Annotated in this window: 26 protein-coding genes; all 26 read left to right on the plus strand. The window is 61.7% G+C overall.

What is annotated here, in order from left to right; genetic code table 11:
- Positions 1-42: 42 nt before the first annotated feature.
- On the plus strand, positions 43-273 hold the full coding sequence (locus DESPIGER_RS13240) for a hypothetical protein (RefSeq protein ID WP_231927611.1): 231 nt from the start codon (positions 43-45) through the stop codon (positions 271-273).
- The gene (gene nrdD, locus DESPIGER_RS02200) at positions 274-453 is read left to right on the plus strand and encodes an anaerobic ribonucleoside-triphosphate reductase (protein WP_072332483.1); all 180 of its coding nucleotides are present in this window, start codon (positions 274-276) and stop codon (positions 451-453) included.
- Positions 454-461: 8 nt separating this feature from the next.
- Positions 462-797, plus strand: a complete 336-nt coding sequence (locus DESPIGER_RS02205) for a hypothetical protein (protein ID WP_072332486.1) — start codon at positions 462-464, stop codon at positions 795-797.
- 69 nt (positions 798-866) lie between these two features.
- Positions 867-1,244, plus strand: coding sequence for a hypothetical protein (locus DESPIGER_RS13245; RefSeq protein WP_231927612.1), 378 nt, complete (start codon positions 867-869; stop codon positions 1,242-1,244).
- Entirely contained in the window at positions 1,237-1,725 is a 489-nt protein-coding gene (locus DESPIGER_RS02215) for a phage protein GemA/Gp16 family protein (RefSeq protein WP_156831611.1), read from the plus strand. Before DESPIGER_RS13245 ends, DESPIGER_RS02215 begins: the two co-directional genes overlap by 8 nt.
- A gap of 355 nt (positions 1,726-2,080) precedes the next feature.
- Complete coding sequence (locus DESPIGER_RS02225) at positions 2,081-2,533, plus strand: helix-turn-helix domain-containing protein (protein ID WP_072332498.1); 453 nt, start codon at positions 2,081-2,083, stop codon at positions 2,531-2,533.
- Between the two features lie 162 nt (positions 2,534-2,695).
- Positions 2,696-3,052: a putative holin gene (locus DESPIGER_RS02230; RefSeq protein ID WP_072332501.1), complete on the plus strand. Its 357-nt coding sequence runs from the start codon at positions 2,696-2,698 to the stop codon at positions 3,050-3,052.
- 134 nt (positions 3,053-3,186) lie between these two features.
- Entirely contained in the window at positions 3,187-3,792 is a 606-nt protein-coding gene (locus DESPIGER_RS02235; protein ID WP_083575254.1) for a transglycosylase SLT domain-containing protein, read from the plus strand.
- A complete protein-coding gene (locus DESPIGER_RS02240) occupies positions 3,789-4,142 on the plus strand; it encodes a hypothetical protein (protein WP_072332507.1) in 354 nt (117 codons plus the stop codon). The genes DESPIGER_RS02235 and DESPIGER_RS02240 overlap by 4 nt, the downstream gene beginning before the upstream one ends.
- A gap of 209 nt (positions 4,143-4,351) precedes the next feature.
- A complete protein-coding gene (locus DESPIGER_RS02250; protein WP_072332513.1) occupies positions 4,352-4,753 on the plus strand; it encodes a transcriptional regulator in 402 nt (133 codons plus the stop codon).
- Entirely contained in the window at positions 4,750-4,989 is a 240-nt protein-coding gene (locus DESPIGER_RS02255; protein WP_072332516.1) for a hypothetical protein, read from the plus strand. Before DESPIGER_RS02250 ends, DESPIGER_RS02255 begins: the two co-directional genes overlap by 4 nt.
- A gap of 9 nt (positions 4,990-4,998) precedes the next feature.
- The gene (locus tag DESPIGER_RS02260) at positions 4,999-5,610 is read left to right on the plus strand and encodes a hypothetical protein (protein ID WP_072332519.1); all 612 of its coding nucleotides are present in this window, start codon (positions 4,999-5,001) and stop codon (positions 5,608-5,610) included.
- The gene (locus DESPIGER_RS02265) at positions 5,611-7,080 is read left to right on the plus strand and encodes a hypothetical protein (protein ID WP_072332521.1); all 1,470 of its coding nucleotides are present in this window, start codon (positions 5,611-5,613) and stop codon (positions 7,078-7,080) included.
- A gap of 81 nt (positions 7,081-7,161) precedes the next feature.
- On the plus strand, positions 7,162-8,709 hold the full coding sequence (locus DESPIGER_RS02270; RefSeq protein WP_072332524.1) for a DUF935 domain-containing protein: 1,548 nt from the start codon (positions 7,162-7,164) through the stop codon (positions 8,707-8,709).
- Positions 8,702-10,627 (plus strand): phage minor head protein, encoded by a 1,926-nt coding sequence (locus DESPIGER_RS02275; RefSeq protein WP_072332526.1) that lies wholly within the window; start codon positions 8,702-8,704, stop codon positions 10,625-10,627. The genes DESPIGER_RS02270 and DESPIGER_RS02275 overlap by 8 nt, the downstream gene beginning before the upstream one ends.
- A gap of 12 nt (positions 10,628-10,639) precedes the next feature.
- Positions 10,640-11,806, plus strand: coding sequence for an ADP-ribosylglycohydrolase family protein (locus DESPIGER_RS02280; protein ID WP_197678016.1), 1,167 nt, complete (start codon positions 10,640-10,642; stop codon positions 11,804-11,806).
- An 80-nt stretch (positions 11,807-11,886) separates the two neighbouring features.
- Positions 11,887-12,810 carry a phage protease gene (locus DESPIGER_RS02285; protein WP_072332529.1) on the plus strand — a complete coding sequence of 308 codons (924 nt, stop codon included), beginning with the start codon at positions 11,887-11,889 and terminating at the stop codon, positions 12,808-12,810.
- Positions 12,811-12,818: 8 nt separating this feature from the next.
- Positions 12,819-13,409, plus strand: a complete 591-nt coding sequence (locus tag DESPIGER_RS02290; RefSeq protein ID WP_072332532.1) for a hypothetical protein — start codon at positions 12,819-12,821, stop codon at positions 13,407-13,409.
- A 23-nt stretch (positions 13,410-13,432) separates the two neighbouring features.
- A complete protein-coding gene (locus DESPIGER_RS02295) occupies positions 13,433-14,431 on the plus strand; it encodes a major capsid protein (RefSeq protein WP_072332535.1) in 999 nt (332 codons plus the stop codon).
- A gap of 116 nt (positions 14,432-14,547) precedes the next feature.
- Positions 14,548-14,973, plus strand: a complete 426-nt coding sequence (locus DESPIGER_RS02300) for a phage protein Gp36 family protein (protein WP_072332538.1) — start codon at positions 14,548-14,550, stop codon at positions 14,971-14,973.
- A 9-nt stretch (positions 14,974-14,982) separates the two neighbouring features.
- Positions 14,983-15,477: a phage virion morphogenesis protein gene (locus DESPIGER_RS02305; protein ID WP_072332541.1), complete on the plus strand. Its 495-nt coding sequence runs from the start codon at positions 14,983-14,985 to the stop codon at positions 15,475-15,477.
- A gap of 8 nt (positions 15,478-15,485) precedes the next feature.
- A complete protein-coding gene (locus tag DESPIGER_RS02310) occupies positions 15,486-16,001 on the plus strand; it encodes a translation initiation factor 2 (protein ID WP_072332544.1) in 516 nt (171 codons plus the stop codon).
- 12 nt (positions 16,002-16,013) lie between these two features.
- Complete coding sequence (locus DESPIGER_RS02315) at positions 16,014-16,406, plus strand: hypothetical protein (RefSeq protein WP_072332547.1); 393 nt, start codon at positions 16,014-16,016, stop codon at positions 16,404-16,406.
- A gap of 75 nt (positions 16,407-16,481) precedes the next feature.
- The gene (locus DESPIGER_RS02320; RefSeq protein ID WP_072332550.1) at positions 16,482-18,197 is read left to right on the plus strand and encodes a DUF2586 domain-containing protein; all 1,716 of its coding nucleotides are present in this window, start codon (positions 16,482-16,484) and stop codon (positions 18,195-18,197) included.
- Positions 18,198-18,208: 11 nt separating this feature from the next.
- A complete protein-coding gene (locus DESPIGER_RS02325) occupies positions 18,209-18,673 on the plus strand; it encodes a hypothetical protein (protein WP_072332553.1) in 465 nt (154 codons plus the stop codon).
- A 115-nt stretch (positions 18,674-18,788) separates the two neighbouring features.
- Entirely contained in the window at positions 18,789-19,094 is a 306-nt protein-coding gene (locus DESPIGER_RS02330; RefSeq protein WP_072332557.1) for a hypothetical protein, read from the plus strand.
- Positions 19,095-19,165 lie beyond the last annotated feature (71 nt).

Raw genomic sequence — 19,165 nt, forward strand, 5'->3', positions numbered from 1 at the left:
ATGTACTGGAACAAATGGCTTTGCCTGCACATATCGGTCGGTATGACCAGAAAGGAAAAAAAAGATGCGGTAATCTTTTGCGGCACGTCTGACCTGCCGCGTGGCGGATACGCCGGAAAAATTCGGTTTGGCCGCCCGTACCTGGGGAAAACGCCACCTGAAGTGCAGGCGTATGTTCAGCATCACCGCTGCTGGTACTGGCCGGTTACCGGCATAGAATGGATGGCATTTACCCCCGCCAAGGGCCAACTGAGAATTTTTAAGGTGAAATAAATGCAGGAAGGCATTGTGGATCAACGTCTCCCCCATTCGGAACGGGATGGAAAGATTTTCATAGGTGAGGGCGTCGGCTTTGAGCGGGTGCGCCGGATTACAGGGTACCTGGTCGGAACTTTGGACCGCTTCAACAATGCCAAACGGGCGGAAGAAGCCGACCGGGTAAAGCACGGGTGAGGCAGGATATGGAGACATTCTACACGATACCGGCATTTCCGGGCTATGGCATCAACCGTCGCGGCGAGGTCAAAAGCCCCACGGGCGTGATACTGACCGTAACCGAGCGTGGTCAGGTACGGGTGAAAAAAAATGGCAAGGTTCGCTTGGAGTATATTGGCGACCTGTTGGCCGACGCCGGTCAGGCCGACGCCATGTTAGCCCGTGAAAAATATGAAGCGGAGCTTCTGGAGTTGCGCAAGGCCGTAGCCAAAGCCGAGTGTGATCTAGGGGAAAAGGCCGAGCGTCTGCGGTTGGCCCGCAAGCTGAATGCCCTGCTGCTGGCCAAGGTCCGCCGGGGGTAAGTCGTGGTACAGGATAAAAGGAAATTTTCGGGGTCCGTCAGCGTTCGCGCCGGGGAAACGCGCGTTAAGATGGAGCTTTCTCCGGCTCCGCTACACGGCGGGCCGGAAGGCTGCTATCGAGTACGCCTTGCCCGGCGCTGGCTGGATACGGATGACGGCAGACCACGTTTTTTTGACCAGGACGGTCTGGCCCGCCTTGCAGCGCAATACGCCTTCTGTAACCTGGAGCCCCCGGCCCCGGCCCCGGATATTCCCTATCCCTCGCGTGTTACCGTCCGCCGGGAGGTAGACGGCTGGCCCCACTATTACGGGACCTGGACCAGAACGCCGCCCGTGCTGGGATATGAAGGTATCTGGCTTGTGGGGGTAAGCCTGGACGGAAAAGTGCAATTTGTTCCCGTGGATGATGTCACCATAGCCAAGGAGCAACGTCGTGGCCGTGGATAAGCACACAATGCGCCTGGGCCTGTACCGCAAGGTCGAGATTGCCCGCAAACAGCTCCCTAACATGGACGAGGAGGCCTTCCGCGCTCTGCTGCGGTCCGAGTTCGGGGTGGAAAGCCGCAAGGACATGACCATCCACCAGCTGTCCCGGCTGGTGCAACTTTTTGCCGAAAGCCACGGGGTGACCTATACCGCGCCCGCCAGGAGCCATAACCGCCGCGTGACGGCACATGGCAGGCCGGACTGGATCGAGATCACGGATTCCATGCCCTTTGCCTCCGAGAAACGGCAAATCCTGGCTATCTGGCGCAAGCTGGGCTATTCCATGACCAGTCTGAACACTCGCTGTAAGCGGGCCTTTGGTGTGGAGCTGTTCGTCTGGATGCAGAACGGGGAACAGATTTCCACCCTGTTGTCTGACCTGCAGCGCAGGGAAAAGGCTTTCGAGAAAAGGCAAAAAGCCGAAGGCGGGGGCGGTGAATAGCGATGCCGGCAGCCTACGGGCGAGGATTCTTGCGTCGTATGTGTCCGTCCACGCCTTTTGCCGTGCGCATCCCGAACTGAAGCGGGCCACGGTGTATATGGTGCTGGCCGGAACGTATCCGGGCAGGATCGACACGCAGGTGGCAAAAATCCGGGCGGCCTTGTCCGGAGCCGTCCCCGAAAGCAATACGGCTGCCCCCATGCCAAGAGTGACGGGTGAAGATTTGACGGCGGCCCTGCAGGAAATACGCTGTGCCCACTGCCGCCGCCTGGACCGGAGAGAGTGCGCAGCGTGCCGCGCCCAGACGGAACGCGAAGGGAAGGAACTTTTTTCCAGGCTGTTTTAGGGGGTTGCTATGTCCAGAACACGCATACAGGAAATCGTGACACTGACCCGTGAGGGCTGGCGTCCGTATGATGCCGAACCTGACCGCAGCGTTTACGAAAGGCTGGGCTGCCCCCATTTTCTGCGCGGACGACGCAAACCATTCTGGTTTGTGCGCGACGACGTTTTTTGCTGCATCGGCTGTGCGGATCACTGCACCCTGAAACGTCCCGCCGGATTTCCGCTGCCCCTGCCTATCCGTTATCCTGGTGTGCCCCCAGTCAGGCCGTACACACTGACCCCTCAGGAGATGGTCGAGAGGCATGACCTGCTGAACGTCCGGCAGGCCGCCTACTGCCTGAATGTTTCCGAGCGGACCATCTACGACTATATTGCGGAAGGCAAACTTGTCCGGCTCAAGGAGAATCCCGTGCGCGTCAGATCCAAGGAAGTAAAAGAGCTGCGCGGGGACTTTGACGAGTAAAAAAGTTCGCACTGTTCGCGTCCTTTCCGGGCGCATGGCGGCCCGTCATGGCATGTTGGTCATGGCGGGCCGCTTTCGCGCCGGTCCGTCGCTCTCCTTTTGACCCGCCGGGGCCTGTTCCCGGCGGGGCCATCAACCCGGCGCGGATGGAGTGACGTGACAATGAAATTCCTTTGTAATCCCCGGTATCTTCTGGCCCTGTTCATCCTGTGCGGTATCGTCCTGCTGTCGGCCCTGCTGTTCTTTTCTCCCGCCCAGGGACCGGTGGTGGCCTACAAGCTGGCCCTGGTCGTGGTGGCGGCCATCGCGGGCATGGTCTTTGACTTTCTGGCGTTTCCCTATGCGCTGCCGTCTTCCTATCTGGACAAGGACTGGCGGGAAGACCCGGAGGCCACGGGGGAAGACGGTCAGCCGGACTTTCCCATCGCCACTGGTTATCACGGGCCTTTCTGCGCGGCTCTGACGCGCCGGGCCGTCATTATCGCGGCTTTTGTCATCGCCGTGGCGCTGGGGCTGTGATGAAAGCCCGTCTTGTCCTGCCATACAACGTCAGGCGGCGTGCTTTTTCGGGGTCATGGACGCCTGTGTCCATTCCCCCGGCAAAACGCTTGCCTTCCTTGTCGGGCGCAAAAATCCGGGCTTTCGTCCTGACGATGACGGTGTTTTTTGCAGGCGCTTCGGCCCACGCCGCTGAGGTGACGATCCCCCGCGCGGCGCAGCAGTACCGGGCAACGCTCGTCCGGGCGGCCCACGCCACCTGGGGCCTGGACGCACCGGTGGCCGTTTTCGCTGCGCAGGTTCACACCGAAAGCTGGTGGCGCAACGACACCGTATCGCATGCGGGGGCGCAGGGGCTGGCGCAGTTCATGCCCGCCACGGCCCGCTGGCTGCCCTCCGTGGCACCGGAAACAGGCAAGCCCGCGCCGTTCAATCCCGGCTGGAGCCTGCGGGCGCTCTGTGTCTATGACAAATGGCTGTGGGACCGTGTGGCCGGTCATGACGACTTTGAACGCATGGCCTTTACCCTGTCCGCCTATAACGGAGGACTGGGCTGGGTGAACCGCGACCGCAAAAAGGCGCGTGCCCTGGGTCTGGATGACCGGGTGTGGTTTGACTCCGTGGAAAACGTGAACGCCGGACGCGGACGGGCCGCCTTTGCCGAAAACCGCCAGTATCCACGCCGCATCCTGAAGGAGCGGCAGCGGGCGTATATCAAGGCCGGCTGGGGTCGGGGCATTGAAGAGGAGGCACGGACATGATGCTCCGGCTGATCGGCATAGGGACCGTGTTCGCGCTGGTGGCTGTTTCCTACGCGCTCTTGCTTACCAAGGGCGCGCTGGACACGGAAAGGCTGCATCATGCCGCCACAGCCACTGAACGGGATTACTGGAAAGCGGCGGCTGAGGCATACCGGGCGAACGCCGAGGCCCAGGCAGAAAATGCCCGGCGCTGCCTGGCGCGGGAGGCGCAGGCGCAGCGGGACGCGGCGGAGCGTGACGCCATCGTGCGGCAGGCCAGGCCCCGTGCCAGGACTACCGCCGAACAGGCCAGGGTAGTGGACGATGAAACACGCCGCCGTGCTGTTGCTCGTCTCAATCGTCCTCTGTAGCGGCTGTGGCCGTCAGGCATCCGTCCCGCCCATTCTCACCTTGCCTGACTGCCCGGCCCCATCCGTACCCATCCTGCCGGAGCTGGACGCTGCGGAACCGCTGGACAGCCCTGAAAATATAGCTCGCCTGCTGGCGCGGGACGACGCTCTCAGAGCCTATATTGGAGGCCTGGACGCCGCCCTGCGCTGTTATCAGGCGCGAGGAAATCATGGGAAATGAACTGAACGCTGCCCTCACGGCCGCATTGCCGCTGATAGAATCGCTGTTCGCGCTGGGGGTTCCCGGCATCCTCCTGTTCCTTGCCTCCATTCCCGCGATGGCCGTGGCACTGGTGTTCATCCTGGATTACCGGCACGGCAAGCGCATCGAGCGGGTGCTGGCGGCGTACCGGAAGGACACCCAGGAGGCCCTGCGCACCATCAGTGAAAAGCATGAGGCCATCCTGCAGGAAGTAAGCGAAAAGCACGAAGAAACGGCGGAATTTTACCGGAAGAACGTCACGCTGGTAAAAAATTACGAGCGCATGAACGACACGCTCCAGACGTTGGTCGTGAACAACACACGGGCAATGGAGCACCTATCCACCATCATAGAAGCGAGGAACAGATGAGCCGACTGGAAGAAATGGGCCAGCGGGAGGAACTGCGGACCCGGCGTAAAATCATCGCTGCGGAAATCACCAGCCATTGTGATTCCATCCGGCACGCTCTGCCTCTGGTTGGGGACCCGGAAGACATCGACGGTGAATACGTCATGGCCCTGGGCATCAAGATCAACGAGCGCGTGCAGGAGCTGCGGGGCGTGATTCGCAAGATCGAGGTCCTGGAACGCAACCTTGGCCTCTAGGGGCACGCTATGGGCAGGGAATACCCGACGGATGTCCTGTGGCGGGCGCAGGAACTCTACTGCGTTGACCGCCTGAGTTATGCCGCCGTGGCCGAGGCCACGGGCGTCTCGGCGACTACGCTCAAAAGCTGGGGACAAAAATACTCCTGGGCGCGTCGCCGGGAAGAGATAGCGCAGGCGGAAAGCGAGATCCGCGTTAACATCATCAAGGGACGACAGAAGGCCCTTGAACAGCTCCTGGCCACGACTGATGCCAAGGAAGCCGCCTCGATGGCCTTTGCCGTGTCCAGTCTGGAATCGCTTGCCTTGAAGCGGCAGGAGCTGGCCACCGCCGGAAAGATTCCCCACGCCGCCAGCCTGGCCCGGCGCAAGATCGTCACACGGGCGGATGCCGTTGCCGCCTTGCGCGAGGCCGTGGAGCGCAAGCTGGGCACGGCCCTTGCCGATCCCGAAAAAATCAGCACGGCCACTGTCCAGGATATAAAACGCTGCCTTGACCTGGTGGCGGAACTGGAAACCAGCCTGCCCAAGGAATCCGAAGCGGAAGAGAGCAGAAAACGCGGCTTGTCCGGCAATATGGCCCAGGACATCTACCAGGCGCTGGGCATCACGGGGGAATAGATGAGCGTGGCCAATATCCTCTTGCCCTACCAGCGCCGCTGGGTGGCGGACACGGCCCGCGTGCGCGTCTGGGAAAAGAGCCGTCGTATCGGGGCCTCGTACTGCGAGGCGTTCCAGTCCGTCATGGAAGCGGCCAAAAGCCGGGAAGCCGGGGGGCAGGATACCTTTTACCTTTCCTACAACAAGGAAATGACCCAGACCTTCATCCGTGACTGCGCCTTCTGGGCCAAGACGCTCAATGTGCTGGCGGAAAAGTCCGAGGAACTCGTCCTGCGTGACGAGGACAGGGACATCACCGTCTACCGCATCCGCTTTGCCTCCGGCTTCAATGTGTGGGGCTTGCCTTCCGAAGCCCGCTCCCTTCGTTCCAAACAAGGGCGCGTCATCATCGACGAGGCGGCCTTTGTGGACGATTTGCCGGAGCTTATGAAGGCGGCCTTTGCCCTGCTTATGTGGGGCGGCAGTGTCTCCATCCTGTCCACGCACAACGGGGAAGAAAATCCCTTCAACGAGCTGCTCAAGGAAATCCGCTCCGGAGAGCGCAACTACAGCCTGCATCGTACCACCCTGGACGACGCCATTGCCGACGGCTTGTTCAAGACCATCTGCAAGCGTGCCAATCCCCCCCGTGTCTGGTCACGGGAGGCCGAGGAGGCATGGCGGGCCGGTATCATCGCGGACTACGGCGACGGGGCTGACGAGGAATTGTTCTGCATCCCCAACCGCTCCAGCGGTGCCTACCTGACCGCGACCATGATCGAAGCCTGCATGGGGGACACGCCGGTGCTGACCTGGACGCCACCAGCCGACGACTTTGTGGACTGGCCGCTGCCCGTGGCCGAGACATACACCAGGGGCTGGATCGCGGAGCATCTTGCGCCGCTGCTGGCCAGCCTGCCGGTTGACCAGGCGCATTTCTGCGGCGTGGACTTCGGACGCAGCGGCGACCTTTCCGTTTTCTGGCCCGCCACGGAAGAGCGGGATTTGCGCCTGGTGCCGCCTTTCGTCCTTGAGCTGCGCAACTGCCCGCACCGTACCCAGCAGCAAATCCTGTTCGCCATCCTGGACGCCCTGCCACGCTTTGCCGGTGTCTCTCTGGACGCACGGGGCAACGGCAGCGCCCTGGCGGAAGCCGCACGGCAGCAGTACGGGCCGGAACAGGTCCGGGAGGTCATGATCTCCGAAGCCTGGTACAGGGAGACCATGCCGCTCCTGAAGGCCGGGATAGAAGACAGGACGCTGCTTCTGCCCAGGGACGCGGGCATCCTTTCGGATTTCCGCAGCCTGCGCGTGGTCAAGGGCGTGGCCCGTGTGCCGGAGCAGCGCACCAAAGACAAGACCGGCGGTCGGCACGGCGACAGCGCGGTGGCCTGCGCCATGATGCTGGATGCCCGCAAGGAACTGGGCGCGGCGGAGCCGTGGGAGTATGCGGGCGTGACATTACCGGGAATGGACTTCCGGGGGTGGTGAATTGCCTGCACAGCCCGCGCCCTTTCCGGGCAAGACCTCCGTTTTTCTGTCACCATGACGGGAAAATGGAGGTCTTTTGCTATGGCGGACGGGCTTTTTTTGCCGGACGGCACCTTTCTTTCTTTCAGCGCTGCGGAGCTGACCACACAGCTGGCCACACGCCAGAACGCGGGCGTCACCCTGGGCGAGCTGGAAGGGTGGCTGAATACCTTGCCGGACCCCGATCCGGTGCTACGCAAGCGGGGCGAAGACGCCACCGTGCTGGATGACCTGTCGGCGGACGACCAGGTGACCACGGCCATGCTATCCCGAAAAAACCGCGTGCTCAACTGCCCGGACTTCACGCTTCGGGCGGGAGCGCCGGACGGCGGCACGGCCACCCCGGAAGCCGAGGAGCTGTACCGCCGTTTTGTACAGGACCTGGAGCGGACCAACCTGCGCACCGTCATTTCCGGCATCCTGGACGCTCCCTTCTTTGGTTTCATCCCGCTGGAACTGATCTGGCGGCCCGGCAACAACTGGTGGCACCTGGTGGACATTGTGCCCCGGCCTCCCCGCTGGTTCCGCTTTGATAACGAAAACCGCCCGACCTTCGTGGGGGTCTACGGTGGTATCGCCGCACAGCCGGTGCCGCTGCCAGCGGGGAAGTTCGTCTTTGTCCAGCACCATGCCACCTACGACAATCCCTACGGTCTGCGCTTGCTGTCCCGTTGCCTCTGGCCCGTGGCCTTCAAGCGCGGCGGACTGCGTTTTTATGCCAAGTTTGTGGAGCGGCACGGTTTGCCGTGGGTGGTCGGAGAGGCCCCGGCCAAGGCCGAACGACTGGAAAAGCAGGACATGGCGCGGGACCTTGCCCGCATGGTGCAGGACGCCGTGGCCGTCATCCCGCACGGGGCCAATGTGAAGCTGGAGAGCGCCGGACAGACGCAGGGAGCGCTGCATGAGGACTTCCTTGCCAGGCAGGACAGAGCCATCAGCAAGATTCTCATGGGTCAGACCCTAACGGTAGAGATGGAAGGGGCCAACAGCCTGGCTGCTGCGGAGACCCACCGTTCCGTGGCGGAAGACCTGGCCGATGCCGACAAGGCGATGGTCGTGGACGCCTGGAACGAGATCGCATGGCTGTATGCCCAGGTCAACGCCGGGCCTGGCGTGCTGGCCCCACTGGCCGCTTATGACGAGCCCGAAGACCTGAATACGCGGGCCGATCTGGACAAAAAGCTGGTCGAGATCGGCGTGCGTTTTACGGCGGAGCATTTCAAGGAAAATTACGGCCTCAAGGAAAGCGAGTTCACCGTAGACGCCCCGCAACCGGGAGGCATTGCAAACTTCGCGGCCCCGTCCGGGCGCAAGCCGCTGGCGGAAAAGGCGCAAGCCACCCTCGATACGGCCATTGCCAAAATGCTGCCGGGGGCGCTCAAGGCCAGCGCCGAATTTGTCACGAGAGTTGAGAATGCCGTCCGCAAGGCCGCCAGCTATGACGATCTGCAGGATGCCCTGGTGGAATTGCTGGCTCCGTCCATGACACCGGACGCGCTGGAGAGTTTTCTGGCCCGCGCCATGACGGCTGCGGCGGGATACGGCGCTACGGCCGTGGCCGCCGAAGAGGCGGAGGACGGCAATGCCTAAGAAAAAGCCTTTTGACCTGCCAGCCCCGGAGGTTATCGCCGAGGGGGTCCCCCCTGACGCGGCCGTCGAGTTCTGGAAATGGCGGGCCAAGCTCACGGATGCCGAGGCGCAGGCGCTGGGGGAAAGCGCCAAGCACCGGGCTTTCTATGTTACCGGTCTGGCGCATCATGACCTTGTCCAGCTGGTGAGCGATGGCCTGGAAGACGCCCTGAAGAACGGGGAGACGCTGGCGGATTTCAAGACCCGGATCATGACCGCCATCCAGACGCAGGGCTGGCACGATTACCGGATCGAAAACATCTTCCGTACCAATCTGCAAACGGCCTATGCCGCCGGGCGCTACAAAAAAATGCAGGCGGTGAAGGCATCCCGCCCTTATTGGCAATACCTGGCCGTCATGGACCGGCGGGTGCGCCCCTCGCACGCCATCCTGGACGGGAAAGTTTATCCGGCGGATCACGAGTTCTGGGCGACGCATTACCCGCCCAACGGTTTCCGCTGCCGCTGTGGCGTGCGTACCCTGTCACAGCGCCAGGTCGATACGCTGGGCCTTCCGGTGGAAAAGGAAATGCCCCAGGCAGGGGTCTGGACCGATCCCAAGACCGGGATGGAATACTTTGTCCATTTCCCCGGCCCGGACAAGGGTTTTCGGAACAATCCCGGCAAGGACTGGGCCGAATCCGGGCTGAACCTGAAAAAACATGGTCTTGAGGGCACGGCCCCGCCGGTACCGAAAAAAGAACCGGTGACACAGAAAAAACTGGAGGCGGACATTGCCTCCATCGATGAACTCATCAAGGCGGGTAATGACCCGCAGGCCGTTCCCGGCCTGGAAGAGAAAAAGGCAGAGCTGCAGGCCCTGCTCGAAAAAAAGAAAAAGCAGGCTGCCCAGAAGAAGCTGAAAAACCAGCTGAAAAAACTGGAACAGCAGATCGGTGATTTCCCCGTAAAGACCTACAGCGGGATATGGCAGACGGATGTCACCACGACGGACTGGAAGGCAAAGTCCGGCAGCATACTGGCAAAGTCCGCCTATTTTAAGGACAAACTTGCCCTTGGAAACCTGACGCCGGAGGATGTCGCAAAGTTCAAAGGATTGCTGCAGGACCTGGAAGAGTTCGATGCGCAAGGGCAAAAGCTATATGCTTTGCAAGAGAAGCAAAAAAATATTCAACAATCCTTGTCCAAGCTCAAAAACGGTGGTAAGGAAAATCCTAATCCCTATTCCGAGGAGCGGAAGGCTGCCGCTGTTTGGGCGCAAACGGCGGAGGAAGCCGACAGCGTTTTACGAGAGCGATGCGGCGAGGTATGGCGCAATGCGACCAAGGCCCAGAAAGACGCCATTTATGAGTATACGCGCGGTTCTGGCGGATTCAATCGTCCCCTTCGCGGCCATGACGGTTACTGGGGGAACTTCAAGGGCGTGGGAAAGGTCGACCTGAACAACGAGGGGCGCGGAGCCGCCATCAAGCACATGACCGACCTTATCGACAAGTCGACCTATGACCGGGACATCTGGCTGCAGCGTGGCGTCGAGACGGCGGAAGGTGCGGCCAGCTTTCTTGGCGTTCCGGTAGAAGCGCTGAAAAAATGGCCGCTGAAAAAATTGGAAACCGCCTTGAAAAAAGACCCCAAAATCGAGCATGCCTTTGCCTCCTGCGGGAGCGCCAAGGGACAGGGGTTTGGTGGCTATATTTTCCGCATCTACTGCCCCAAGGGGACAAAGATGATGTATGCCGAGCCGTTCAGCCATTTTGGCGCGGGCCAGAAACGCAAATGGGACGGAAAGAAGCCACAGGCGTTTTTCGGGTATGAAGATGAAACGATTATCCAGCGCGGAACGACGTTCAGGATAACGAAAGTGGAAAAAGCAGGAAACAAACTGGCTTTCGAGATGGAAGTCGTCGAGCAGATATAGGGTGGGAAGGCTATGGGCAACAAGCGCCCCAGATGGGAAGAGGAAATATGGACGGTGCAGCACCCCAATGCCGTGGCCTGCGCAACCTGCAAGTTCAGGGCAACTGTTGCCGGTGACGGGACACAGTTGGATCGGGCAAGTACGGACACCTGCGAGATGTATGAAGACCCGGAGCGCAAGCCCAACGATGTTCTTTGGGATGGTGCGGAATGCGAGTTTTACGAAAAGGTAGATGATAGGCCCCAGGCCCTGATTCTTGGCCTGGCCGTCGGCGACGCCCTCGGCGTGCCGGTGGAGTTCAAAAAGCGCGGCACCTTCCATGTGACCGGCATGCAGGGCTACGGCACGCACAACCAGCCACCCGGCACATGGTCCGATGACACGTCCCTGACCCTGGCCCTGGCGGATAATCTGCTTGCAGACGGAGACAGGCCCGACCTTGAGTGTATCGCATGGGGATTCACGGAATGGTACGACAAGGCCGCCTACACGCCGCACGGCAAGGTGTTTGACGTGGGCAACGCGACGGCGGCGGCCATCAAGCGCCTGAAAAAAGGCGTGGCCCCGGAGAAGGCCGGGGGAACGGGGGAAAAGGACAACGGCAACGGTTCCCTCATGCGGATTGCGCCGCTGGCCTTTTATATGTTCGGCATCAGAAACGCGGAGGAACGCTTCCGTATCGTCCGGGATGTGTCGTCCATCACACACGCCCACGAATGGTCCGTGGCGGCCTGCTACATCTACGTTGAAATGCTGAACAAGCTGCGCATGGGTCGCAAGAAGAGGGCCGCCTATGCGGAACTGCGAGACGACTTCGCGCGCGGCGTGCCTTTCATCAGCAAGGCAACGCTGGCCAAGTTCGACCGGATACTTGGAGACGACATCAGTACCTTGCCGGAAGGGGAAATACGAAGCAGCGGCTTTGTCATCGACACGCTGGAAGCTGCGTTCTGGTGCTTTATGACCACGGACAACTACAAGGACGCCGTGCTGAAGGCGGTCAACCTGGGTGACGATACCGATACCACGGGAGCGGTGACGGGCGCGCTGGCCGGGCTGGCCTATGGTGTAGACGCCATCCCGCAGGAATGGCTTGACCAGCTCGCAAACCGGGAGGAAGTCCGGCGTATCGCCATCAAGATGCCCCGCTGGGATATGTTCCGAAAGGCAAGCCTCTAAAATCCTCGCATAGTACGCGCCCTTTCCGGGCGAAGCCCCTGTTTCCCTGTCATAGTGACGGAGAAACAGGGGCTTTTTTTATGGACAAATGGATCGAGATAGCCCGCACGGGCACCTTCACGGACAGCGCCGGGCGGCAGCAGACGTTTACGGAAAAGGACCTGGACGCCATCGCCAGCGCCTACGATCCGCAAAAGCGGGATGCCCCGCTGGTATTCGGCCACCCGCAGACAGATGCGGCCCCGGCGTTCGGCTGGGCGCAACGCCTGAAACGTGAGGGCGGCAGGCTGCTGGCGCAATTTGCCCAGGTGCCGGAACAGGTACGCGCTCTCGTGGGTGCCGGCCATTACCGGCATGTGAGCATGAGCCTCATGCCGGACCGTGTGACGTTGCGTCATGTGGCCCTGCTGGGCGCGGCGCAGCCCGCCATCGACGGCCTGCGGGCGGTGGAATTTTCCGACGGCGACGACGTCATAACCGTGGACTTCGCGGCCACACCCCAAGGAGACACCATGACAATGGAAGAATTGCAGCGGCAGGTAGGCCAGCTGCAGGCCCAGATCGAGGCCCTGAAAACTGAAAATGCCTCGCTCAAAAAAAAGGCCGAGACCAGCCAGCAAGAAAAGGAACAGGCCGAGACCTCCAAAACCGAAGCTGAAAAAAAGGCCGAAAAGGCCAGCGCCGACTTTGCCGCATACCGTGAACAGGTGGAGGGGGAACGCCGGGAAGCCCGCGTGTCCGATCTGGTAAAGGACGGCAAGGTGAAGCCCGCCGACAAGGAAAAGGTGTTGACCTTCGCTGCGGCCCTGGCCAGCCAGGGGGGCAGTGTGGACTTTGCCGCCCCCGACGGCAAGAGCGAGACCATCAGCCTGGAAGAACGCTACCTGCGGGAGCTGGAAGCACGGCCCAGGGACCAGCGTTTTGCGGAGTTTTCGACGCCTCCGGCCCATGCGGGTAATGACCAGCCCGAATGGACCCCCGACGACATGGTCAGCAAAATGTAGGAGGAGCCATGAACGAGGGCTTGCTCGGCAAATACACGTTTGGTGGCGAACGTGCCGCCACGGATGACCACCCCACTGTCATCCATTACCTGCCCCTTGCCGCCTCTGTGTCCGAAAAGCTGGACGTCGGCCTGCTGCTGAAGGCTGTCGACGTTTACGGCGCGACCGCCGTGGTCGGCGCGGAGAATACCGGCGTCACCGCCGCCAGCGTGACGCTGGAGACCCTGGCCGCCAAGGTGAACAACGTGCCCGGTGCCTATGTGTTCACCTACGACAGCGCGTGGAAGCTGGACGGCAGCCCGGCCACCATCACGGAATACGGCGTGTCCCTGACCGGTGAACCGGCCAGCGGTGATACCGTGACCGTTACTCTGGCCGTGGCGGATGTGACCTATGAACCGGCCCTGGCCGTGGACGCTGCCGAGCCGTGCGCCGTCGTAGACCTGCCGTGCGATCCCACCGGGGAGAGCGGAGAAAAAAGCGTGGCTGCCGTTGTCCACGGAACGGTCAAAACGCGGGTGCTGAAGACCGGCGACGGCGTACCCCCCACGGGCGGGCAGATCGCTGCCCTGGCGCGCCACGGCGTCTTTGCCGTCTAACCGTCTAACAACAAGGAATCACTATGCTTGCGCAACTCAAAGGGCTGTTCACACCGCAGGCTATCGCCGCGTCCATGAAACTGCTCACGCCGCTGGAAACCACCATCATGGATACCCTGTTCAAAGACAGGCCCACGCATCCGCTGCCTCTGATCGGCGTCTCCGAGCTGGTATCCGTGGTGCAGACCGTGCCCGTTGTTCGCCGTGACGGTACGCCTGTTGCCCTCAAGGGCGAAACGGCCAGCATGGAATTTATCGCCCCTCTGCCGGTCAAGGTAAAAATCCCGGTGACCGCGTCGGAGCTGAACGACCTGCGGGTCATCTTCGGCGATCAGGCCGCCGTGACGGCATGGCGTACCCGCAAGATCGACCAGATACGCCGCACGGTACGCGATACCACGGAAGCCATGTGCGCGGTGGTCGCCTCCACAGGCAAGCTGACCTGGCCCGTGGAACTGGAGGGCGGGCACCAGGAGACCTACGAGGTCGATTATGGCCAGCTGCTTACCTATGAACCCGCCGCGAAGCTGACGGTGGGCTCCAGGCTGCCCGACGTCTACAAGCTCCTTCGCGACATGGAGCTGGAGGTGAAAAAGGGGGGCCTGGGCGGCAACGTGGAATTTTGGGCCGGGTCCGACGTGGTGGCCGTCCTGCTGGGCATTGTGGAACAGTATGTGTCCACGGTCGAAACCAAGCCCTACCGTGTGTCCCTGGAGCAGGGGCGTGTTGTGGTGGGTGGCTACACCATCCGTTTCATGGACGAGACCTATCCCAACCCGCAAGACGAAACGGAATGGCTGCCCAAGCTCAACCCCAAGGTACTGCTGGCCGTGGCCACAAACCAGCCGGGCAAGGTCTGGTACTGCGCCATTGACTCCATTTCGGCCAACAATGCGGCCACGCCGTTGCATATCGTGCCGGTGGCCCGTCAGGACGACAGCGGCATCATGCTTATCGGCCAGGCCAAACCCCTTCCGGCGCGCCCGTCGCGTGCGTCCTGCAAGGCCGTGGTCGTGGATTAAGGGCGGGACGCCTGCCCGTCCTGGGAGGGCTTTTTCCTCTTGGGGCGGGCAGTGCCCGGAGAAAATAAATCAGACTAGTCTAAAACTAGTCCAAAACGCGAAAAAAAGGGGTCTCCATGCTGCTGTGCCGTCGTAGCCATATCGTGGACCTGTTGCACGCCGCCTATGTGGAGGCATGCGAGCAGCAGAACCCCGGCCTCGTGGACAGGACCATCGAAGCCGTGTCCGGAGAGATCGGGGACGCGCTTTCGTACCGGTATCCGCAGCCCTGGCCGTATGTGCCGGAGCTGGTGCGATACATCGCCGCCGTCATCAGCGCCTACCGTGTGGTGGAGGCCATCACGTCCCTGGTGGATACGGAAGCCAGCAGCGACAATGAATGGCTGCCCCTCCAAAAACAGTGGAAATATTGCACGGACCTCCTGGAAGACATCGCTTCCGGCAAGCAAAAGCTGCCGCTGGAAGAGGCCAATCCCGACAGGGAAGAGGCCAGCGTAGCCGTAATCGCCCCCGTTCGCTTTTTTGACCTGCGGGGCCTGTAGGGAGGCGCTATGGCGGCAAAAAGCGGAGCGGCACTGAACTGGAAAGGTCTGGACAAGGCGCTGGGAAAGGCCACCCATTCTCTGGCCCATACCCAGGCGCTTATGGAGTCTATCGGCGAGGGGCTGGTATCCGGCACACGGCAGCGATTCCGCGACGAGGAAGCCCCGGACGGGCAAAAATGGCCTCAATCCGGACGTGCCGCTGCTTCCGGCGGGCAGACGCTTACGGATACCGCCAGACTGCGGGATTCCATCGATTACGCGGCGACCCCCGACAAGGTCATGGTGGGCAGCAACCTGCCGTATGCCCGTATCCACCAGCTTGGTGGGGTCATCGTACCCAAGAAAGCCAAGAAGCTGGTGTTCAAGGGGCACGACGGCACGACCAGGGCCGTCGACAAGGTGACTATCCCGGCCCGTCCGTATCTTGGGGTTTCCGAGAGTGACCTGGATGACGTGCGGGCCGCTATGGCTGACTTTCTGGCCGGGATCTTCAAGGTATAGGGGTCGGCATGCAGACATTTGCCACGGGGGTCATAACGCAGGCCGCGCTGGATGCCGGGCTGCCGGAAGGCCGGGTCATCGACATGGTCAAGAAAGACAACCTGACCCTTCAGCGCCCGCGCATCGAGCTGCAGTTTCTGCCGGAAAAATACACGCGCACGGGCCGTGTGCTGGGTGTGCGCCGCACGGCATTGCAACAGGAGCGCACCCGCGAGCTGTACGAGGTGGTGCAAACGGTCAATGCCAATGTCCTGGCCGATGACCGCCCCTGGCTGGAAGCGTTCAGCCTTGCCTTTGCGGCGGCCCTGCCGCGTGGCGGCAATGACAGCCGGGGAAACTGGGTCAGGGTTCGGGCACAACAGGCGACGTTTGGACGCTCTCCGGACAAGCGTGTCGGGCATCAGGTCATCGAGGTATTTACGCGGGTGAATCGCCTTTTTGTGATTTCCTTTACCTGGAGAATAACTGGTAAGGAGGCGGAAGTCTTGATCCCGACGTTCACCATCAAACCGAAACTCGGATAGGAGTCATCTATTATGGCGACGAAAAAGCAGAACGACGAACAGGCCCCCCCCGCTACGCCGGTCGACGAGAATCAGACGGCGTCGGGTATGGAAAACAGCGGCCAGGAGGGAGCGCATGGCGAGGCGAAAGCGTCGGAAGTACGGGAAGCGGCCCCTGTTCCGCAAGAAAATGTGGCGGCAGCGCCCCAGAAAGCGGCAGTCACGGCCTCGCGGGAACCCGCCGACGGGGAAAACCTGGTGGACTTGGCCGTGCTGGCTGACCGCCACCGCGTCCCGTCCTGGATGGAGGCCGCCTTGTGCCGCATGATGGGCTGGGAAGCCGGTAAACGGGTGACTGACGCGGCCTACAAGAGCGCGCTTGACAAGCTCAAGGCCCGCCGTCTCGGCGGCGGTCGTGCGAGGTAGGCGCGGCAGCCGTTAGCGGGCGTTGCCCGCTTACGGATGGCGACAGCAAACCGCTAGAGAAGGAGTCATGTTGCTATGGGCGACGTATTGCAATATTTGATCGACGGCACGTCCGGGATCGTTACCGGTGGGGTTGACGGCAAAGCCCTGGTGGCCGGTGTTTGCTCCAGGGGCATTGTGGGCAAGGCCTATCTGATCGGCAAACGCACGGACCTTGCCGCCATGCTGGGCACGGGGCCGCTTGTGGACCGCGTGCGTGACATGCTGACCACGGGGGGGCAGGCCCCATACGTTGTGGCCGTCCCCGTACAGGGGCAGCCTGGGGGCTATATCTCCGGCCTGTCCGTGAACGGTGGCAAGGCCGGGGCCACCCTCTCCGGTTATCCGGCGCTCAATGCCGATGTGGTGGTCAGGGTGGTCACGGCGGGCACCATTGGCACCGCCACGCTGGAAATCAGCACGGACGGCGGCAAAACATTTGCGGAACCCGTCCCCTCCGCCACGCAGAACCCCATCAGCTCCGGGGAGGAACCCACGGGAGCTACCCTGATTTTCCCCGATGACGCGAGCCTGGACGAGGGCGCGACCTACACCTTCGCTGTGCGCTGTCCCGTTGGCCCTGTGGTCCGGGTGGGGGATGAATCCAGTCCGCTGCCGGAGGTGTCGGAACTGGATTCCGGGGTTCTGGACGGGGCGGAGCTGGTGGTGCGTATCGTGAAAAGCGGTGCCAGGAACGAGGGGACGTTCCAGCTCTCTGTGGACGGTGGGGATACGTTCGCGGCCATCCGCACCATCCCCGTGGACGGCCTCCACGAGCTGGCCGATTACGGTGTCAAACTGACCTTCCCCGAAGGGGAGTTCGTGGCGGGGACCACCTATACCTGCCGGCTGCTGCCCCCCGCCCCGTCCATCGTGGATGTGCTGGAAGCCCTGGAAAGCCCGCTGGCCCTCTATGATGTGGAGTTCGTGCATATCGTCGGCCCTTCTGACTCGGTGGACTGGATGGCCGCCCAAGCCAAGGCCGACGAGCTGTGGAACCAGCAGCGCCCCACCTATTTCAAGCTGGAGGCCCGCCTGCCGTTTGACGGGGAAGACCTGAACGCCTATGTGGCGGCCCTGCTGGCGGAGCGGCAGGGGGTGGCGGGCCGGTTCGTGACCGTCTGCTGCCAGTATGGCGAGATCGTGGATACGGCGGGAGCATCCCGCCTGCGCAATGCCGGTGGCCTGCAGTCCGGACGTGTGATGGCCATACCCGTACAGCGGGCCACAGGCCGCGTTAAGGACGGCCCCATATCGCAGCTTACCCTTCCGGACGGCTGGGAGGCTGTCCAGCCGACCCTGGAAAGCAACGGATTCCAGACGGCCAAAAAATACGCGGGGCTGGAGGGAGCCTACTGGGGCGATTCGCGCACCCTGGCCGAGGATACCTCCGACTTTCGCTATGAGGAAGTGCTGCGTACCGTCTTCAAGGCCGTGCGCCTGACGCGCATCGCTGCCCTCAAAAGCATGTACGACGAGGCCGGAGACCCCCTGCGTCCGGATAGTGAAAGTGGTCTCGCCTATCTGAAGGCCAATCTGGAAAATGCCCTGGATGCCATGACCACGGCCGGAGAGCTGGCCTCCTATGTGGTGGAAATCCCCTCCGGGCAGGATATTGTGAACAACGGCGTGGCGGTGGAAATCACGCTTGTCGGCATCCCGATCATCCGGGAAATCAAGCTGTACAACCGCTACACCTATGCGGGTTCCAACTTCGACCCGCGCATCGAACGCTACAGCGTGGCGGCGTAACGGGAGGCAGTATGTCTGTCAATGGACGAGCCTACGATTGGGAAGACATCACGGTGACCCTGCCGCACGGAGAAGCGGCGGGGATTACCGAGATCAAATACGAGGACGGGCAGGAAGTTACGGCCCGCTATGGAAGGGGCAGCATCCCCAGGTCCTATGGCCGGGGAAACTACGAGGCCAGCGGCAGCATGGTCCTGGACAGGGATGAATGGGAAAAGCTCAAGAAAGAGCTGACCGTTGACGGCGGGGGCATTTATGACCATGCGCCGTTCACCATCGTGGTCTCCTATGCCAACAACGATATGGGCACGGTCACGGATACCCTGAAAAACTGCAAGATCACCAAGTTCAGCGGCGGGGGCGCCGCGCAGGGGGATGATAACGCCAGCCCCATGACCTGCGAGTTCACCATCCTGTCCCCCATCCTGTACAACGGTGTGCCCGCCAAAAAGGACTGGAGCGGCTATACCCTGTAGGGAAGCGGCTTTTTGTTCGCATGGAGCGCGTCCAGTACGGGCGCGCTCTTTGTTTTGGGCCTACGGTATGCGGAAGGGAATTTCCCCCAGAAAACCACACAAAGGAGCGCATACCATGAGCGACACCCAACCCACCCGCAAATATGCCCCGTTTGATCTGACCTTCACCGACAAATGGGAAGACAAGGAAGTCGAGCTGTCCCTTCGCTTTGCCAAACCCACGAAAATGGAAATCAAGCGCCTGCAGGACGTGGCCGGGAAAAATCCCACCCAGGCGGCCCGCAACCTGCTGCTGGCCACTATCCATCCCGATGACAAGGAGCGGCTTACCGAGGCTCTGGAAGAGTATCCCGGCATTGCCACCACCTTCTCCACCGCCCTGATCCGCGCCGTGGGCATTGCCGCCGATCTGGGAAACTAGAGGCCCCGGACGGCTACGCCCAGGGCGATGCCCTTATCCTGCACTGGCTCCACCTTCAGCCGTCGGAAGAC

This window comes from Desulfovibrio piger, from assembly GCF_900116045.1.
Taxonomy (GTDB): domain Bacteria; phylum Desulfobacterota; class Desulfovibrionia; order Desulfovibrionales; family Desulfovibrionaceae; genus Desulfovibrio; species Desulfovibrio piger_A.

Bases quoted from the DNA above. Each gene is read 5' to 3' on its own strand.
- DESPIGER_RS13240 (WP_231927611.1), top strand. From the start codon at position 43: ATGACCAGAAAGGAAAAAAAAGATGCGGTAATCTTTTGCGGCACGTCT.
- nrdD (WP_072332483.1), top strand. From the start codon at position 274: ATGCAGGAAGGCATTGTGGATCAACGTCTCCCCCATTCGGAACGGGAT.
- DESPIGER_RS02205 (WP_072332486.1), top strand. From the start codon at position 462: ATGGAGACATTCTACACGATACCGGCATTTCCGGGCTATGGCATCAAC.
- DESPIGER_RS13245 (WP_231927612.1), top strand. From the start codon at position 867: ATGGAGCTTTCTCCGGCTCCGCTACACGGCGGGCCGGAAGGCTGCTAT.
- DESPIGER_RS02225 (WP_072332498.1), top strand. From the start codon at position 2,081: ATGTCCAGAACACGCATACAGGAAATCGTGACACTGACCCGTGAGGGC.
- DESPIGER_RS02230 (WP_072332501.1), top strand. From the start codon at position 2,696: ATGAAATTCCTTTGTAATCCCCGGTATCTTCTGGCCCTGTTCATCCTG.
- DESPIGER_RS02235 (WP_083575254.1), top strand. From the start codon at position 3,187: ATGACGGTGTTTTTTGCAGGCGCTTCGGCCCACGCCGCTGAGGTGACG.
- DESPIGER_RS02240 (WP_072332507.1), top strand. From the start codon at position 3,789: ATGATGCTCCGGCTGATCGGCATAGGGACCGTGTTCGCGCTGGTGGCT.
- DESPIGER_RS02250 (WP_072332513.1), top strand. From the start codon at position 4,352: ATGGGAAATGAACTGAACGCTGCCCTCACGGCCGCATTGCCGCTGATA.
- DESPIGER_RS02255 (WP_072332516.1), top strand. From the start codon at position 4,750: ATGAGCCGACTGGAAGAAATGGGCCAGCGGGAGGAACTGCGGACCCGG.
- DESPIGER_RS02260 (WP_072332519.1), top strand. From the start codon at position 4,999: ATGGGCAGGGAATACCCGACGGATGTCCTGTGGCGGGCGCAGGAACTC.
- DESPIGER_RS02265 (WP_072332521.1), top strand. From the start codon at position 5,611: ATGAGCGTGGCCAATATCCTCTTGCCCTACCAGCGCCGCTGGGTGGCG.
- DESPIGER_RS02270 (WP_072332524.1), top strand. From the start codon at position 7,162: ATGGCGGACGGGCTTTTTTTGCCGGACGGCACCTTTCTTTCTTTCAGC.
- DESPIGER_RS02275 (WP_072332526.1), top strand. From the start codon at position 8,702: ATGCCTAAGAAAAAGCCTTTTGACCTGCCAGCCCCGGAGGTTATCGCC.
- DESPIGER_RS02280 (WP_197678016.1), top strand. From the start codon at position 10,640: ATGGGCAACAAGCGCCCCAGATGGGAAGAGGAAATATGGACGGTGCAG.
- DESPIGER_RS02285 (WP_072332529.1), top strand. From the start codon at position 11,887: ATGGACAAATGGATCGAGATAGCCCGCACGGGCACCTTCACGGACAGC.
- DESPIGER_RS02290 (WP_072332532.1), top strand. From the start codon at position 12,819: ATGAACGAGGGCTTGCTCGGCAAATACACGTTTGGTGGCGAACGTGCC.
- DESPIGER_RS02295 (WP_072332535.1), top strand. From the start codon at position 13,433: ATGCTTGCGCAACTCAAAGGGCTGTTCACACCGCAGGCTATCGCCGCG.
- DESPIGER_RS02300 (WP_072332538.1), top strand. From the start codon at position 14,548: ATGCTGCTGTGCCGTCGTAGCCATATCGTGGACCTGTTGCACGCCGCC.
- DESPIGER_RS02305 (WP_072332541.1), top strand. From the start codon at position 14,983: ATGGCGGCAAAAAGCGGAGCGGCACTGAACTGGAAAGGTCTGGACAAG.
- DESPIGER_RS02310 (WP_072332544.1), top strand. From the start codon at position 15,486: ATGCAGACATTTGCCACGGGGGTCATAACGCAGGCCGCGCTGGATGCC.
- DESPIGER_RS02315 (WP_072332547.1), top strand. From the start codon at position 16,014: ATGGCGACGAAAAAGCAGAACGACGAACAGGCCCCCCCCGCTACGCCG.
- DESPIGER_RS02320 (WP_072332550.1), top strand. From the start codon at position 16,482: ATGGGCGACGTATTGCAATATTTGATCGACGGCACGTCCGGGATCGTT.
- DESPIGER_RS02325 (WP_072332553.1), top strand. From the start codon at position 18,209: ATGTCTGTCAATGGACGAGCCTACGATTGGGAAGACATCACGGTGACC.
- DESPIGER_RS02330 (WP_072332557.1), top strand. From the start codon at position 18,789: ATGAGCGACACCCAACCCACCCGCAAATATGCCCCGTTTGATCTGACC.